The organism is Ruegeria sp. HKCCA5463, from assembly GCF_013034175.1.
GTDB lineage: Bacteria > Pseudomonadota > Alphaproteobacteria > Rhodobacterales > Rhodobacteraceae > Ruegeria.
Map to the genome: position 1 here is coordinate 1 of NZ_WQFL01000020.1, position 15,272 is coordinate 15,272.

Sequence of the window (15,272 nt, forward strand, 5' to 3'; positions counted from 1 at the left end):
CGTCAGGCCGTCTCTCCGACCCGTCAGCACCGCCTCAGCAGCGCCGGTGAAGGGGGTTCTAAGTATAACAAACAAATCCCGCAAGCAGAAAATGACGTCGCAGAGCATTTTTTTGAAAATTTCAATTTAATCAAATAACACCAATATGTTACAATACTGGAGAGCTTACCCTTCCTGTGTCTGTCGGGGCTCTCTCCATCGGATGGCCACGACACAACCGAGAAGACGCAAGATGGCACTACTATATATAGGGAATCGAGCAACACTGAACACAAGGCCGCGCGACTCAAGTCCGTGAATCGACTCGGGACTCTGCCAGAATCTGCATTGAAAACCTCAAAGGCCAGATTTCGAACCGCATCATGCCGGGGCGACCCACATGAGTCCAACCCCACCTTGAGCGCGCCAACATTCTGAACACCTATCTTGAACATCCCACCGGGATGGGTTCTGGTCTCGGACATTCGTTTTCGGCTTCTTCAGCGAGACAGGTATGACGCGTCACCTTACGTTCCCACTGGTCAGAACCGTCGGATTTGACGGTGCGCTTGTCACATTTGCGGACACGATGTCTGAGACAGCGAACCGAGCGGCGCTGGCCTTTCGATCTGAACTGGATCGGCTTCAATGGGAAGAGGTCACGGAGTCTTCTGCCACGCTGGCCTCGGCATATGTCCGGTTCGATACGCAACGGACCACCCACCAACAGATGCTGCACAAGCTTCAGGACCTCGTCGACCAAAAGGACTGGTACAGCACACCACTTCCAACAGGCCGCAGGCTGTGGCGAATTCCGACGGTCTATGGCACTGACCTTGCGCCCCAGCTGGACGATGCCGCTGCTGCTGCCGGTCTCGCGCCGGAAGAAGCGATACGGCGGCTTGGCCAGTCCCGCGTGCGGGTTTTGACGATAGGGTTCGCCCCCGGGCAACCCTACCTTGGGCCATTGCCCCCCGAGTTCAACATTCCGCGGCTGCAAAACCTGACCCCCATGGTCCCCGAAGGCGCTCTGGTTCTTGCAATATCGCAGTTTGTCCTGTTTTCCGGGCCGACGCCAACCGGGTGGCGGCATGTCGGGCAAACGGCATTTCGGTGTTTCCGGCCCGAGACGACCGAGGCATTCGCCCTCAAGCCTGGGGATGAACTGATATTCGAACCCGTTTCCCGCGAAGACCTGGAACATATCAGAGCCCAAAACGAAGATGGCACCGGCGGAGCAACTTGCGAGGAGATTGCGCCATGAGCCTGATCGTTCACCAGATCGGCCCGGCTTGCACCATCCAGGATCAGGGGCGCACAAGTTATCTGGACCAAGGCCTTTCCCGGTCCGGGGCCGTCGACACACTGGCCCTTCATGAAGGCGCCGCATTGCTGGGCCAGAGCCCGGAACTTGCTGCGCTGGAAATGGCCGGAATGGGTGGCACGTTCGAGGCCACACAGAGCATGCGCATCGCATTGACCGGTGCGCGGATGCAGGCCAGCATTGATGGCAGCCCCGTGGCCTGGAATGCCTCGCATCACCTCGAACCCGGACAACGGCTGGTCATCGGTGCGCTTCTGCAAGGCAATTACGGCTATCTTCATTTGGGAGGCGGTATCGATTCAGAGGTTTTTCTGGGATCTCGATCCGCGCACCTGACGGCACGGATCGGGAGAGCTGTGAAGCCGGGCGACCGGCTGACCTGTGGCCCGGATGCAGGCGACGCTGGTTTGAAACTGCCCCCTTCCGAACGCTTCTCGGGTGGCGTTCTGCGTGTCGTCGCCAGCTTCCAGACGTCCTTGTTTGATGACGCAACGCTTGATCGATTTGCGCGCACCTCATTCCATCGTGGCGCACGCGCCAACCGGATGGGGATGCAAGTCAACAGTGACGGCGACGGGTTTGCGGCCACTGGCCAACTGAACATCTTGTCCGAGGTTATTACCCCGGGCGACATCCAGATGACCGGAACCGGAGATCCGTTCATCCTGCTGCCTGAATGCCAGACCACAGGAGGGTATCCCCGCATCGCGACCGTTTTGCCCTGCGATATGCCCCGCGCAGCGCAGACACCGGCGGGCGGAGCAATCACGTTCGAATTTGTCAGCATGGAGCAAGCCACTGAATTGCACGCAGCATTCATGGCGGATCTTACCCGCCTGACCTCAAAAGTCGAAGCGTTGGTGCGTGATCCCCATGACATCCCGGACTTGCTGTCCTACCAATTGATCAGCGGAGTGATCTCTGCCACCGACTAAGGAGATGTGCCGATGCCAAGCGTCGATCTGAATGCCGATATGGGGGAAAGCTTTGGCCCGTGGAAAATGGGTGACGACGAAAGCCTTCTGAAGATCATCACCTCGGCCAACATTGCCTGCGGCTTTCATGCGGGTGATCCGGATGTAATGGCGTCGACAATGAAGCTGGCAGCCGAGAATGATGTCGGCATCGGGGCGCATCCCGGGTTTCCCGACCTGCAAGGCTTTGGCCGCCGGAACATGAAGCTGTCTCAGGACACCCTTCGCAATCTGGTGCGGTATCAGTTGGGCGCAGCCATGGGCATGGCCAAGGCGGTTGGCACCAGAGTTCGCCATCTAAAGCTGCACGGCGCACTGGCCAATATGTGTTCGGTCGATATCGATATGGCGCGGGCCTGCTATCAGGGCGCGCTGGACGTCGATCCCGACATCATCGTGATGGTTCTTGCCGTAACGAAACAGGAAGACGCCGTGCGCGAGCTGGACTGCAAATGGGTGGGCGAGATTTTTGCCGACCGCGCCTACAATGACGACGGAACATTGGTTGACCGCAGCCTGCCCGGCGCGGTGATCCATGACGCGGATGTCGCAGGACCCCGCATCCTGAACATGGTCCGCGAAGGCGCGATCATCACCGAAAGCGGCAAGCGGCTGGAAACATCGATCGACACAATTTGCCTGCATGGTGACGGACCAACGGCGGTGCAGATCGCCCGTTCTGTTCGCGAAAGCCTGATCGGGGGCGGTGTCGAGGTCACGAAATTCACCCGCTGAACATCATGGGTTAACGTCGGCAACCCAAATTCACGACTGTTGCCCGTACAGGCGTCAGCGCCTAGCATGGCGGGCAAACGCATATTCTGAATACTACAATTTCAAACAATGCCTTGACCCGCAGCGGGCAAGTGCAAGGAGGTCGTGGAATGTCATTTGATCTGATGTCTTATCAGCCCCGGGGCGACAAAAAGAACTCGGACTTCTTCAATGAATACCTTCCGAAGATTTACGAACGCCGGACAAGCTCGGGCATTGCGGACCAGGTCGGCGCAATGAAGGCCATCATCATTCAGGTTGAACCCGACGCGGTGTTCGACACAATGGTCGAGCTTTACGTGATGACGCCGTATCGACACACCGCCAGCTATCTGGGGCAGACCCACAGGTTTTCGGTACTGCATTCACATCCCGACTATCCCGCGCTGATCCTGATGGCCCCGCTCAGCCCCGGGTTTGAAGATTTCATCCCCCGCATCAACCGCATGTACCCGCTTGCGCGCAACAATCCTCAGACGCGTTACGTAGGTGAGGTTTTCGCTGCCTGTGATCTGGACGCGCTGACCCGAGCACTTGAGGATCAGAACATACGCTTCGAGTATTCCGGCGACACCGAAAACCCGTTCTACACATCAGACGGGTTCCGATTCACCACCCCGTCCGATTTCACCTGCAACCGCGTCGGGTATTCGACCCACGACTTTAACGATACCGACAGTCTGGGCCTTGGGGATCGCGTGTTGCTGAGCGATACGGAACAGGCCCGCCTGGAACAGGCCGCCGCCTTTGGAACCGAAAGCAGGATCGCCCCGCTGATGCTGGGAATCGACCATCTTGCGACGCGGGTGCTGGCGGGCGAGCGCGAGGATGCGATTCTCGAGTTCCTGACCATGGTGCCCTACTATTTCTGGGGCGCTTACAACATATTCGACATGAACTCATCGACCAACGTGAACCGCAACGGCAATGTAGACGATGACAAAAAGTCTCCGGCCAAGGTATTCACCGCAAACAACACGCCATCCTTCGTCAACTCCTTCGCCAAACTGCCGATGCCGACCGAAGATTTCGTGCGCAATTTTGGCCGTCGCCTGCACCACATGGCGATCGAGATTCAGGATGGCGATCACGGCGCCGGGGAAAAGAACGTCGATTTCGTGGTGAACACCCTGAAGGACAAGGGTGTGCCGTTCCTGGCCCATGTGGTGGGTGAGTGCAAAGACGACCCGAACCTGAAACAGATCTTTTCGAAACACTCCAAGCACACCCTGCTGATTACCGAGTATATCGAGCGGTGTCACAAATACGACGGGTTCTTCACCAAGGACAACGTCGCCGCCCTGACGGCTGCCGCCGGGCAGGATGAACAATACCAGCACGGTCACGTTTTCGACTGAAAAAAGGGCTGCGGAAAACCGCAGCCCAGACCCGTTCAGGAGAGAAAATGCCGAACCTTATGATGGCCCGATCATGAAACAGGTGACGTTGCGGGCCTGCAAACGGCGACAGGCCAGATCCGCCTGTTCGCGGGTCATGCCCTGAAAGGTTGCGTCAAACCCGCGCGCGCTTTGGTTCACCTTGCGCAGCGTGCCTTCCAGAGTGGTCATTTCCGACAATGCGGTTTTCAGCAAAACCTTCTCGGCCTCATACCGCGTGGTATAGCGACCCACATTGACCCCCCACAGGTGCCCACCTGACGAAGACAACCGAGTGACAACCTCCTGCTCAGGCTCTGGCTGTTTCGTGGAATCCGTCGAAGCCAGAACCAGATTTTCGGGGCGCAATGCCGGACGGGTATCGGATGTTTCCACAGGCGGTGCAGTTGGCGCGATATCCGCCTCTGCAATGGCCGCCGCGATCGCGCTGGTAATGCTGTCGCGATTCTCGTCAGCCGCCGCTGCAACCGCGCTTGCGACTTGCGTTGCCGCGGTCGGGCGCCGAACCGGGCGCAAACTGGATTTTGGCGCGCCGCTCACGCTGGCGACCTGCGTCCCGACACCCAATCCGGTATTTCCAGCATACGCCGGTCGGGCAGGTTTGCGAATGGGCGCACGCGACGGGGCGCGGCGGAAGCCCAAATCCAGAAGCTCGGCAACCTTGGCATTCCGAGAGGCGCCGGACTTTCCGCCGAAAACGGTGGCGATGATGCGTTCATCCTTGCGCTTTGCCGATGCCACAAGATTGAACCCCGCCGCACGGGTGTACCCGGTTTTGATGCCGTCGGCGCCCTTGTAGGCCGCCAGCAGGCGGCGGTTGGTGTTGGGAACGGTTTTGATCCCTGCATAGGTCGATTGGCGCGAGAACAGATTGTAGTATTGCGGATAGTCATACAACAGATGCCGGCCCAGCGTGGTCATGTCACGTGCGGTCGAAAGATGTCCCGCTTCGGTCAAACCATGGGCGTTCTTGAAGGTCGTGCGGCTCATCCCCATCGCCTTGGCGGTTCGCGTCATGCGCCGCGCAAAAGCTGCCTCGGATCCGCTGATGGCAATGCCGATGGCCGTGGCGGCATCATTGGCCGATTTCACGGCAGCCGCGCGGATCAGATAGCGAAAAGCAATCGTCTGACCGGCGCGCAGCCCCAGCTTCGATGGCGGCTCGGCTGCTGCCTTTTTGGTGATCCGAACCGGGGTATCCAGCGTGATCTCACCGTTCCGCACCGCTTCGAACGCGATATAAAGCGTCATCATCTTGGTCAGCGATGCCGGGTGAAGTCTTGTGTCAGCATTGCGCGAATGCAGAACCTCTCCGGTTCGGGCATCAATCACCATCGCCGCGTAAGGTGCCGCCATGGACCTGAGCGGCGCAAACGCCAGAACACATAGCAACACTATGAGAAGAAAGCCCATTCGGGCCGGAACTGTCCGCCGAATCTGCACGATTATTGCCTCTGTCTGCCTCGCGCCGCCGGGTTTTCCCGGTCAGCAAATTTTGTTTTATTATCGTACAGACTATCACAGAGACTTGGTGAAATAAACCGAAAGCTGAGCTTTTCGCGGTTTCGTCAGGCCGCCCGAACAGGGCTATATCTAGACAGATGCCGCCCAAAGCCCACCAGATGCGCGATTGAGGCAGAACTTGGTCAACGCCCGGCAGGGTTTTCGTGGAACTGCGGCCAAAAGGCAACATCACTTCAGGCTCTGCACCAGATCGGCCAGACCGCCCAAATCCCTCAACTCCCGAAATCGGGGACTGTCGACCGGGGCTTCAGCATGCTCCACCTCCCAGATCAGGCCGTGCGGGACATGAACCCCCCAGCTTCCTGCCTGAATCGGAGCCACGACGTCAGATCGCATGGAATTGCCAACCATCATCGCGCTCGTCGGGCCATCGCCATGCCGCTCAAATATCGACCGGTAAGTGTCAGGGGTCTTTTCAGACACGATTTCCACCGCGTCGAACAGATCGCCCAGACCCGACTGGGCCAGTTTGCGTTCCTGGTCGATCAGGTCCCCTTTGGTGATCAAGACAACCCGACACAAGCCGGTCATGCCTTCCACCGCGTCGCGGGCATGGGGCAACAGCTCGATCGGATAGGCCAGCATCTCTTGGCCGGCTTCGATCAATTGGCGAATGACCGAGGCCGGAACACGGTCGTCCGTGACCTCGATCGCGGTTTCGATCATCGATAGGACAAAGCCCTTGATACCATAGCCATAATGTCGAATGTTGCGCTTTTCGGCCGCCAGAAGCCGCTCCATCAGATGGTCCCGGTCGGCATGCTCGGCCAGCAATTCAGCAAAATGCGCCTGCGTCAGCTGAAAAAAACGCTCATTGTGCCACAGAGTATCATCCGCATCGAAACCGATTGTCGTCAGCTTGTCAGTCATCTCGTTTACGTCCGCTTGCTCTTTTCACCGGCCATCCCGACGTTATATAAGCGCGAAGATAAACCCCAAAACTGAATCGGACAGTTGCCTACGATGCTGGAAAAGACCTGGATGATGTCTGACGAACCGGACGACGACAGCGACGCGTCCGTTCTGGTGCAGACGCGCCCAAAAACCAAGCGTCCGCCTTTGTACAAGGTGCTGTTGCTGAACGACGATTACACGCCGATGGAATTCGTGGTTCATGTTCTGGAACGTTTCTTCGGCATGACCCATGCAGAAGCGTTCGAGATCATGCTGACCGTGCATAAAAAAGGTGTGGCCGTCGTCGGGGTCTTCAGCCATGAGATTGCCGAGACCAAAGTAGGCCAGGTCATGGATTTCGCCCGCAGGCACCAGCACCCGCTGCAATGCACCATGGAACGCGAAGAATAGGGCTTTTTGCCTGACACTCACCCATATTTGCCGGAATTGCCCATGTCCCCTCGCTTGGAACTTGCATTGCAGAACGGCCTGTCGCTGTCGTCGCCCCTTAGCGTGATCTGCCCTGTTCCGGCCCATGATCTGTCGGCGCTTCCCAATGAAGCGCAGGTGGTGCAACCGTTCAAACCTTTTCACGACCATTTTGCTGCGCAGGGCTTTGACACGGTGCCAGAAACAGACGGCCCCTGTCAGGATGCCATTGTGTTTTTGCCGCGCGCCAAGGCGCTGGCGCGGGCAATGATCCATCTGGCCAGTTCACGAGCCCGCGGCGTTGTCGTGATCGATGGCGCAAAGACCGATGGCGTGGACAGCATTCTGAAAGATGTTCGCAAAAGGATCTCGGTCGAAGGACCTCTGTCCAAAGCACACGGGAAAATCTTCTGGTTTCAGGCTGACCCGCAGAGCTTTGCAGATTGGGCTGCGCCAAAAACGCAGATCGTCGATGGGTACCACACGGCACCGGGTGTGTTTTCAGCGGATGGGATCGATCCCGCTTCGGCCATGTTGCTGAACACCTTGCCTGCCAAGCTGGGGCCGCGCGTGGCCGATCTGGGTGCCGGGTGGGGGTATCTGACCGCAGAGCTTTTGAAGCGCGACAATATAAAATCCGTGCATCTTGTCGAAGCAGATCACACGGCCCTTGCCTGCGCGCGCATCAACGCCTCTGACCCCAAGGCCCGGTTTTATTGGGCTGACGCCGTCACCTGGTCTGCGCCAGAGCCATTGGACACGGTTGTAATGAACCCCCCGTTTCACACCTCACGCAGTGCCGACCCCACGCTGGGGCAGGGCTTCATCGCTGCAGCGGCACGCAATCTGACGCGCAACGGAACCCTATGGATGGTCGCCAATCGCCACCTTCCCTATGAAACCACTCTGAACGAACACTTCGCTCGGGTCGACGAAGCCGCCGGCGACAACCGGTTCAAGGTGTTTGAGGCCTCTCGCCCTCGGCGATAAGGCCAGCTAACCTGCCCCCAATTCAGGAGGATTCGGATGTCCTTTTCCATCGCAGGCAAGACAGCAATCGTTACAGGCGGGGCCAATGGCATCGGGCTGGCCATAGGTCGGCATTTCGCGGACACGGGCGCAAATGTCATGTTCGCCGATATAGATGAAAAACGTCTGATCGATGAGCTTGGGGAACAGGCAGAAGACGGCAATATTCGTTATTTCGCAGGCGACCTGCGCGAAAAGCTGACCATTGCCAATTTGCTGTCGGCAACACTGGATGCGTTTGATCAGGTGGATATTCTGATCAACGGCGCGCGCCAGGTGATCCAGTCTGATCCGCTTGATCCCGATGACGACTCGATGCGTACCTTGCTGAATCAGAACCTGATGCCTGCGCTGCGGCTCAGCCAGTTGGTCGCAAAGCGTATGATCAAACAGGCCGGGGATGACGATGAAAATCCTGCCGGGTCGATCATCAACCTGTCATCCATCGCGGCCCGCCGCACGCATCCCGACCTGATGGCCTATTCCGTGTCGACCGCCGCGCTGGACCAGATGACACGTTCACTGGCCGTGGCGTTGGCGCCGAACCGCATCCGGGTCAATTCGATTGCGCTCGGCTCGGTCATGAGTGCATCACTGCAATCGACGCTGAGAGAGAACCGAGAGTTCCGCGACGATATCGAAAAGCACACACCGCTTGCCCGTATCGCGTCGGCCACTGAATTGACGGAAACCGCGCAGTATCTGGCATCGGATGCAGCCGGATTCATCACCGGCCAGATCCTGACAATCGATGGCGGCCGCACATTGCTTGACCCTGTTGCCGCACCTGCGCATTGAGACCCATGTTCGAAACAGAAAAAAACACCGCCTCTGCCTGGTTCCGCCAATTGCGCGACGACATCGTTGCCGCATTCGAAGCATTGGAGGACAGCCACGACACAGGCCCGTTTTCCGACGCAAAGCCCGGCCGCTTTGAAGTCAAGGAAACCAAACGCCAGTCCGAGGACGGCTCTGACGCAGGGGGCGGTCTGATGTCCGTGATGCGCGGCGGGCGAGTGTTTGAAAAGGTCGGGGTCAATGTCTCGACAGTTTTCGGGACCCTGGGCGAGCGTGCACAACAGGCGATGGCAGCACGCAAAGGCATTCCCGGGATGACCGAAGACCCGCGTTTCTGGGCCTCGGGGATCAGCCTCGTGGCGCATATGCAGAACCCGCATGTCCCGGCGGTGCATATGAACACTCGGATGTTCTGGACCCCGCACGCCTGGTGGTTTGGCGGCGGATCGGATCTGAACCCCTGCATCGAATATGATGACGATACGGCGCATTTCCATGATACCCAAAAGGCTCATCTGGACCCGCATGGACCCGGACATTATCCACGCCTGAAAGAGTGGGCGGACGAATATTTCTATATTCCCCACCGCAAACGCGCACGCGGCGTAGGCGGTATTTTCATGGATGATTATTGCACCGGAGACTGGCAGGCCGATTTCGCCCTGACGCAGGATATCGGTCGGGCTTTCCTGCCCGCTTTCGTGCCATTGGTCGAAAAACGGCGCGTACAGGGTTTCTTGGACGCCGACAAAGACACCCAGCTGGTGCATCGCGGTCTTTATGCGGAATACAATCTGGTCTATGACCGCGGCACCAAATTCGGACTGGAAACCGGACATGATCCGGACGCGGTTCTGATGAGCCTGCCACCACTGGCGAAATGGATCTGACCCTCAGAACGTGTCCATGATGAAGTTGTCATAGCAGTAGTTCTGCGCCGACGACGCCGACATGTTGGCCCCGACTTTCCTGACGGTGATGGAATATCCTGGCTTGGTATCCGCCCCCGGAGGCGGGGTCAGAGAGAATTGCACGGTCCGGACGCCGGGTTCATAGGCGCGCCAGATATAGATCCGTTGGTTGTTTGGCACGCCCAGACTACGGATCGCGTAATCCCCAATTCCACACCAATAATTCACGGGCGCTGAGGATCCGATGGCCTTGACCTCGTAGACACCGTCCGGCATCGGCGTGATTTCCGTGCGAAATTGCGGCCGAACGGACAGGCCGAACCCGACAGCCTCGGCCATCGCAGGTATCGATAAAAGCACGGCAGCAGCCAAAGTCTTGAATGAACGCATAATCCAGGTATCCCGAAACAAGGGTCCGATACCAATAGCATAGTCGGGACGACCTGCGAGTAAAGCAGGACAGGCCAACGAGCCGGCAACACTGACCACATCAAAGAATTTATTCTACCCATATTGCAGGAAAGCAGTACACTCGCTGTAGACTTTTGGTTCCCGTTACACTGTTGGGCATCTCTTTGAGCAAGACGTTTCCAAAAGACTGGTTCGATTTCACGCCGGAAAAATACGCGGATCTAGGCGCTATGTTCTATCTGGCGGGTTTGACGAAAACACATCAGAAACGCAGTCTGGCACAGGTTTTGTACGCGTTCGAAACTCCGTTTCGCCTGGGCCAGTACCATATCTTCCGACAGCACGGATTCCCCCGTGGTTTTGTCACCTTCGCCGGGCTCAGCCCCGAAGCCGAGTTCCGTTATGCGGTGAAAGAAAAACCCCTTTCCGACACGGATTTCACCAGCGGATCATCCTTCTGGATCATTGATCTTGTGGCTCCGTTTGGACAGACCAGCCAAGTTGTTGATATCCTCAAGCAGGAAATCCCGCACCCGCGTGTGCGCACCAACCGGATGGACAGTGACATGACACGCAATCGCATTGTCGAATGGACGCGGGATGAAGCGGGCGAGGTTCACATGCGCCTGTATCGCAAGAAGGAATTTGAACGCGTGTTGCAGCAAGGCGAGGGTTAATTGGTTTCAGTTCCGATCACAGGCGAACTGACCGGGGATGTGACTGGTTTTCCACCCAACGTTGAGACGGGGCAACCCACTCTGGACAATGGAAACTTCAATCCGGTCACGCAAACCTGGACGATTGCGGCACAGCCCGCCAACGGCACCGCCTCGATCGACCCGAACACGGGAGAGTGGACCTATACCGTCGACCCGACATTTTTCGATGGTCTCGACAAAGGAGAAGTCGTCTTCGATTCTTTCTTCATCAGCGTCTCGGGTACAACCCAAGCCGGCCCATTCACCCTTCCATTCACCGGCACACCGGACCCGGTGGAAGTGGTCATCCGGATCGAGGGCGTCTGTTTTGCGGCCGGAACCCTGATCGAAACTGAAAGCGGCCCGCTTGCGATCGAAACGCTGGACGCGGGTCATATGGTGGCCACTGCCGATCACGGTCTGCAACCTATCCGCTGGATCGAAAGCAGCAGGATTCCACCCGAACGATTATGCGATGAACCTGCTTTGCGCCCCGTTCGTATCTCGGCGGGCAGTCTGGGGCCGAACGAACCCTCACGGGACCTTCTGGTGTCGCAGCAGCACAGGATCCTGGTCAAAGGCCCGAAAGTCGAGCTGTTTTTCGGCGCATCCGAAGCCCTGGTTGCCGCCAAACACCTGTGCGGATGGCCCGGCATCGGCATCGAGACATCGGTTCAAACGGTCGAGTATCTTCACGTCCTGCTGGACCGGCATGAGATCCTGAACGCCGAGGGCGCGCAAGCCGAAAGCCTGTTTCTGGGGGAAGAGGCCCTTTATTCGCTGTCCTCTGAGGCATTGCGCGAACTGGCTTCGATATTCCCCGACAGACCGACCTCGGGTCACACCGGGTTCGGGCGCGCGGCTCGCCTGATACTGCGCGAACACGAAGCCCGCGCCCTTGCCTGCGACTAGCTGCCGGCCCCAATGCGCCCGCCGACATCCTGCGGGGCCAATGCAACCGTCTTGATCACGGCATAACATGTGCTGCCTGGTTTCAGGTTTAGGGCCGTAACAGATCGACGCGTAACCCGCGCAAGCACATTGCCCGCCGGGGTCTTTACCGACACGATGGCACCCGGCCCCTCGCCCGACCGGATCGTGTCCACGGTCCCGGCCAGCACGTTCAGTGCCGAAAGCCCTTCGGGTTTGTTGTTCGACAGGATCACTTCCTGAGCGGGTATCCGAATCCGCAAGTTTGCCCCGACCTCATGCGCGATACGAGGCAGAAAGAGCCGCGCGCCATTGGCGTTCAACTCCGTCAGCCCGTCGGAATGATGCTTTGCAACCTGAACTTGCAACACGGCCCCGACGGCGCGAATTCCCGCAGGAGCCACTGACGGGTCGGCAAGCATTTCGGATGCGGGCCCGTGGCGAACGGCCTTGCCATCCTGCAACGCAACAACGGATGTAGCCAGCCGGGCCACTTCAGCGGCAGAGTGCGTCACATAGAGGATCGGAACCGAGACCTCGTCCCTGAGACGCTCGAAATAGGGCAGGATTTCCGCCTTTCGCCCATCATCCAGTGCTGCCAGCGGTTCATCTGCAAGGATCAATCGTGGGCTTGCCAATAGGGCCCGCCCGATGGCGACGCGCTGTTTCTCACCGCCTGACAACCCGGCAGGTCTGCGGTCCAGCAGATGACCGATGCCCAGCATGTCGATGACTTTGTCGGGGTCTTCGCGACGTGTGTTTTTCGGCGCAAACCAACGCCCATAGGCAAGGTTCTGGCGCACGGTCAGATGGGGGAACAACCGCCCTTCCTGAAAAATATACCCCAATCGGCGCCGATGCGGTGGCAGCCACAGGCCCTGTTCCGTGTCGAACAGAACCCAGTCATCTACCGCCACCCGGCCCGCCTGGGGCCGCAACAACCCTGCCACGGCATTGACGATGGTGGTCTTGCCCGATCCCGAGCGCCCGAACAACACCGTCACGCCCGGCGGCGCATCAAAACTGACGTCCAGATCGATTCCCGGCAGTTGGTGGCGCAACCGAACAGACAGGCTCATGATCCGGCCACCCGCGCCGCGGCACGCCGCCCCACATACTCCGACAGCAACAACGCGCTCATTGCGATGACGATCGATATCAGAACCAGCCGCGTCGCGGCCTCCTCGCCGCCCGGGACCTGCAAAAAGGCGTAGACAGCCGAAGGCAACGTCTGCGTCTGACCTGGGATGTTGGAAACGAAGGTAATCGTCGCACCGAATTCACCCATGGCCTTGGCGAAGGCCAGAATAGCCCCGGCTATGACACCCGGTAAAATCATCGGCAAGGTCACCGTACAAAACACCATCGGACGCGACGCGCCCAGAGTTGCCCCTGCCTGTTCCAGCTTCGGGTCCACCGCTTCGATCGACAAACGTATCGCCCGGACCATCAAAGGGAAGGCCATGATCCCGGCGGCAAGGGCCGCGCCTGTCCAGCGAAAGGCCACTACGATCCCGAACTCGGCCAGAAACCGGCCCAGCGGCCCTTGAATGCCGAAAGTCAGCAACAGCAGGTATCCGGTGACAACCGGCGGCAGGATCAAAGGCAAATGCACCAGACCGTTCAAAACCTGTCGTCCGGGAAACCGCCAACGCGCCAGAGCATAAGCGACAAATATACCAAACGGCAAAGTCGCCAGCGTCGCCCAGAAGGACACGCGCAATGAAAGCTTCAATGCTTCTACTTCGGCAGGCCCCAACCAATCCAAGGCAATCACCTGACCGGCAGGGTAAATCCCTGCTCCAGAAATACAGCCGTGGCTGCATCCGTTTTCAGGTGTTCAAGAAAGGCGTATGCTCCTTCTTTTCCATTGAGGGTCAGTGCCGCAGGGTAAATTATCGGTGGATGCAGATCGGCAGGGAACGTCCCAACGACCCGGACCCTTTCTTCCACCCTGGCGTCTGATTGGTACACGATCCCAAGCGGCGCGGCCCCTGCCGCCACCAGAGCCAGCGCAGCGCGCACATTGTCGGCCTGCGCCACCTGTGTCCGCACAGCCTCCCACTGGTTCAGGCTTTGCAATGCAGCTTTGCCATAGATACCGGCAGGCACCGCGTCGACCAGTGCCATGGCCAGATAGCCGTCTTTCAAGTCCGCCTTGAGGTCATATTCGGGCTGGATTTCACCCACTTGCGCATGATCTTCAGCCCCGATCAGAACCAGGCCGTTGCCCAGCAGATCAACCCGAGAGTCTGCCCGGATCAATCCGTCCTGCTCCAACACATCCATCCAATCCGTATTGGCCGAGACAAACACATCCGCAGGCGCACCTTGCTGAATCTGCCGGGCCAAGACCGACGACGCCGCATAGGAAACGGAAATGCTCTGACCGGTTTGGTTTTCGTACCCGGCAACGATTTCGTCCAAGGCGGTCTTGAGGCTGGCCGCTGCAAAGACCAGAATGCCTTCTGCACCGGCCCGGATAGGGGCCAGCGCCGTCATGCCAAGGACCAATGCCACCATCCAAAATCGGCGGGCGAAGGATAGGGTCATGTACACTCCCGACCGGTTTGCTTCAATCTCCCCGGGGATATCGGACGCCACCGGTGGCGCGCAAGCGCCTTTGGCCATTTACACATGATGGGTTGTAGGTTGAGCAAGGCGTTTTCCATCGATCTGTCCGAAAATGGGCTGCCCACCTTACGGCCCGAGAGGCGCCCCGAGCGCCCGCATGTTCGGCCTACTGCTGACAAGATGCCCCGTTGGACGGCCGCCGAAGACGGAACGCAAGAAAATCTTCCAGACCCTCTTGCACCTGCCCGCAGGCTTGGCTACATGCAGCATCACGGGTGATTAGCTCAGTTGGTAGAGCGCTTCGTTTACACCGAAGATGTCGGGAGTTCGAGTCTCTCATCACCCACCATCCTTTCCCCGCAGTGTATCAAGGTCTTACGCGACTAGCACCTCTTGCTATGCTGCGCATGAAACTTTGTCCGCTACGCCTCCGCTGCACTTGAACGGAAAAGATATCTCCAACACAGGAGATTTGGGCAATGGCAACAATCGTAAAACGACTTGGGGTCAGGATTCATAACCAGTACATGAGGTTTGCTATGAGTGCGATGGCTGATAGGAAGACCTTGGGACAACGGTCATAGCGTGTCGCCACGCGCCTCCAATCCCTAAGCCTGCCAAACACA

Annotated in this window: 16 protein-coding genes, 1 tRNA gene and 1 pseudogene; 11 read left to right on the forward strand and 7 right to left on the reverse strand. The window is 58.3% G+C overall.

Annotated elements, in window-relative coordinates; genetic code table 11:
- Positions 1-493 precede the first annotated feature (493 nt).
- The 4 genes from GOW09_RS21865 (at position 494) to GOW09_RS21880 (ending at position 4,409) form a co-directional block, all read left to right on the forward strand.
- Entirely contained in the window at positions 494-1,243 is a 750-nt protein-coding gene (locus GOW09_RS21865) for an allophanate hydrolase subunit 1 (protein ID WP_171120986.1), read from the forward strand.
- Complete coding sequence (locus GOW09_RS21870) at positions 1,240-2,238, forward strand: biotin-dependent carboxyltransferase family protein (RefSeq protein WP_171120989.1); 999 nt, start codon at positions 1,240-1,242, stop codon at positions 2,236-2,238. Before GOW09_RS21865 ends, GOW09_RS21870 begins: the two co-directional genes overlap by 4 nt.
- Positions 2,239-2,250: 12 nt before the next feature.
- Positions 2,251-3,012 carry a LamB/YcsF family protein gene (locus GOW09_RS21875; protein WP_171120991.1) on the forward strand — a complete coding sequence of 254 codons (762 nt, stop codon included), beginning with the start codon at positions 2,251-2,253 and terminating at the stop codon, positions 3,010-3,012.
- A 149-nt stretch (positions 3,013-3,161) separates the two neighbouring features.
- Positions 3,162-4,409 (forward strand): hypothetical protein, encoded by a 1,248-nt coding sequence (locus GOW09_RS21880; RefSeq protein ID WP_171120993.1) that lies wholly within the window; start codon positions 3,162-3,164, stop codon positions 4,407-4,409.
- 57 nt (positions 4,410-4,466) lie between these two features.
- Here the strand turns inward: GOW09_RS21880 and GOW09_RS21885 are convergent, their stop codons facing one another.
- The gene (locus GOW09_RS21885) at positions 4,467-5,861 is read right to left on the reverse strand and encodes a D-alanyl-D-alanine carboxypeptidase family protein (protein WP_171121011.1); all 1,395 of its coding nucleotides are present in this window, start codon (positions 5,859-5,861) and stop codon (positions 4,467-4,469) included.
- A 279-nt stretch (positions 5,862-6,140) separates the two neighbouring features.
- Positions 6,141-6,842, reverse strand: coding sequence for an HAD family hydrolase (locus tag GOW09_RS21890; protein ID WP_171120995.1), 702 nt, complete (start codon positions 6,840-6,842; stop codon positions 6,141-6,143).
- A gap of 93 nt (positions 6,843-6,935) precedes the next feature.
- Between GOW09_RS21890 and clpS the strand changes: the two genes are divergently transcribed.
- Genes clpS through hemF form a run of 4 tightly spaced genes read left to right on the forward strand, consistent with a single transcriptional unit; the run spans position 6,936 to position 10,012 of the window.
- The gene (gene clpS, locus GOW09_RS21895) at positions 6,936-7,277 is read left to right on the forward strand and encodes an ATP-dependent Clp protease adapter ClpS (RefSeq protein ID WP_152456986.1); all 342 of its coding nucleotides are present in this window, start codon (positions 6,936-6,938) and stop codon (positions 7,275-7,277) included.
- Positions 7,278-7,319: 42 nt separating this feature from the next.
- Positions 7,320-8,285, forward strand: coding sequence for a class I SAM-dependent methyltransferase (locus GOW09_RS21900; protein ID WP_171120997.1), 966 nt, complete (start codon positions 7,320-7,322; stop codon positions 8,283-8,285).
- A 36-nt stretch (positions 8,286-8,321) separates the two neighbouring features.
- Complete coding sequence (locus GOW09_RS21905) at positions 8,322-9,122, forward strand: SDR family NAD(P)-dependent oxidoreductase (protein ID WP_171120999.1); 801 nt, start codon at positions 8,322-8,324, stop codon at positions 9,120-9,122.
- Between the two features lie 5 nt (positions 9,123-9,127).
- Positions 9,128-10,012 carry an oxygen-dependent coproporphyrinogen oxidase gene (gene hemF, locus GOW09_RS21910; protein ID WP_171121001.1) on the forward strand — a complete coding sequence of 295 codons (885 nt, stop codon included), beginning with the start codon at positions 9,128-9,130 and terminating at the stop codon, positions 10,010-10,012.
- A 3-nt stretch (positions 10,013-10,015) separates the two neighbouring features.
- Here the strand turns inward: hemF and GOW09_RS21915 are convergent, their stop codons facing one another.
- On the reverse strand, positions 10,016-10,423 hold the full coding sequence (locus tag GOW09_RS21915; RefSeq protein WP_152456982.1) for a hypothetical protein: 408 nt from the start codon (positions 10,421-10,423) through the stop codon (positions 10,016-10,018).
- A gap of 185 nt (positions 10,424-10,608) precedes the next feature.
- On the opposite strand from GOW09_RS21915, the gene GOW09_RS21920 reads away from it, so the two are divergent.
- Together GOW09_RS21920 and GOW09_RS21925 are read left to right on the forward strand one after the other, a co-directional pair.
- Positions 10,609-11,121, forward strand: coding sequence for a toxin-activating lysine-acyltransferase (locus GOW09_RS21920; RefSeq protein ID WP_171121003.1), 513 nt, complete (start codon positions 10,609-10,611; stop codon positions 11,119-11,121).
- Positions 11,122-12,054: a Hint domain-containing protein gene (locus GOW09_RS21925; protein ID WP_171121005.1), complete on the forward strand. Its 933-nt coding sequence runs from the start codon at positions 11,122-11,124 to the stop codon at positions 12,052-12,054.
- Here the strand turns inward: GOW09_RS21925 and modC are convergent.
- Genes modC through modA form a run of 3 tightly spaced genes read right to left on the reverse strand, consistent with a single transcriptional unit; the run spans position 12,051 to position 14,625 of the window.
- On the reverse strand, positions 12,051-13,151 hold the full coding sequence (gene modC / locus GOW09_RS21930) for a molybdenum ABC transporter ATP-binding protein (RefSeq protein WP_171121007.1): 1,101 nt from the start codon (positions 13,149-13,151) through the stop codon (positions 12,051-12,053). The genes GOW09_RS21925 and modC overlap by 4 nt on opposite strands.
- On the reverse strand, positions 13,148-13,840 hold the full coding sequence (gene modB / locus GOW09_RS21935) for a molybdate ABC transporter permease subunit (protein ID WP_171121009.1): 693 nt from the start codon (positions 13,838-13,840) through the stop codon (positions 13,148-13,150). Before modB ends, modC begins: the two co-directional genes overlap by 4 nt.
- A 5-nt stretch (positions 13,841-13,845) precedes the next feature.
- Entirely contained in the window at positions 13,846-14,625 is a 780-nt protein-coding gene (gene modA / locus GOW09_RS21940; protein WP_371808068.1) for a molybdate ABC transporter substrate-binding protein, read from the reverse strand.
- A gap of 294 nt (positions 14,626-14,919) precedes the next feature.
- On the opposite strand from modA, the gene GOW09_RS21945 reads away from it, so the two are divergent.
- Positions 14,920-14,995: transfer RNA gene (locus tag GOW09_RS21945), tRNA-Val, on the forward strand.
- 165 nt (positions 14,996-15,160) lie between these two features.
- Here the strand turns inward: GOW09_RS21945 and GOW09_RS21950 are convergent.
- A pseudogene (locus GOW09_RS21950) lies at positions 15,161-15,272 on the reverse strand (IS5/IS1182 family transposase); the annotation flags it as partial.

Bases quoted from the DNA above. Each gene is read 5' to 3' on its own strand.
- GOW09_RS21865 (WP_171120986.1), top strand. From the start codon at position 494: ATGACGCGTCACCTTACGTTCCCACTGGTCAGAACCGTCGGATTTGAC.
- GOW09_RS21870 (WP_171120989.1), top strand. From the start codon at position 1,240: ATGAGCCTGATCGTTCACCAGATCGGCCCGGCTTGCACCATCCAGGAT.
- GOW09_RS21875 (WP_171120991.1), top strand. From the start codon at position 2,251: ATGCCAAGCGTCGATCTGAATGCCGATATGGGGGAAAGCTTTGGCCCG.
- GOW09_RS21880 (WP_171120993.1), top strand. From the start codon at position 3,162: ATGTCATTTGATCTGATGTCTTATCAGCCCCGGGGCGACAAAAAGAAC.
- GOW09_RS21885 (WP_171121011.1), bottom strand. From the start codon at position 5,861: ATGGGCTTTCTTCTCATAGTGTTGCTATGTGTTCTGGCGTTTGCGCCG.
- GOW09_RS21890 (WP_171120995.1), bottom strand. From the start codon at position 6,842: ATGACTGACAAGCTGACGACAATCGGTTTCGATGCGGATGATACTCTG.
- clpS (WP_152456986.1), top strand. From the start codon at position 6,936: ATGCTGGAAAAGACCTGGATGATGTCTGACGAACCGGACGACGACAGC.
- GOW09_RS21900 (WP_171120997.1), top strand. From the start codon at position 7,320: ATGTCCCCTCGCTTGGAACTTGCATTGCAGAACGGCCTGTCGCTGTCG.
- GOW09_RS21905 (WP_171120999.1), top strand. From the start codon at position 8,322: ATGTCCTTTTCCATCGCAGGCAAGACAGCAATCGTTACAGGCGGGGCC.
- hemF (WP_171121001.1), top strand. From the start codon at position 9,128: ATGTTCGAAACAGAAAAAAACACCGCCTCTGCCTGGTTCCGCCAATTG.
- GOW09_RS21915 (WP_152456982.1), bottom strand. From the start codon at position 10,423: ATGCGTTCATTCAAGACTTTGGCTGCTGCCGTGCTTTTATCGATACCT.
- modC (WP_171121007.1), bottom strand. From the start codon at position 13,151: ATGAGCCTGTCTGTTCGGTTGCGCCACCAACTGCCGGGAATCGATCTG.
- modA (WP_371808068.1), bottom strand. From the start codon at position 14,625: ATGACCCTATCCTTCGCCCGCCGATTTTGGATGGTGGCATTGGTCCTT.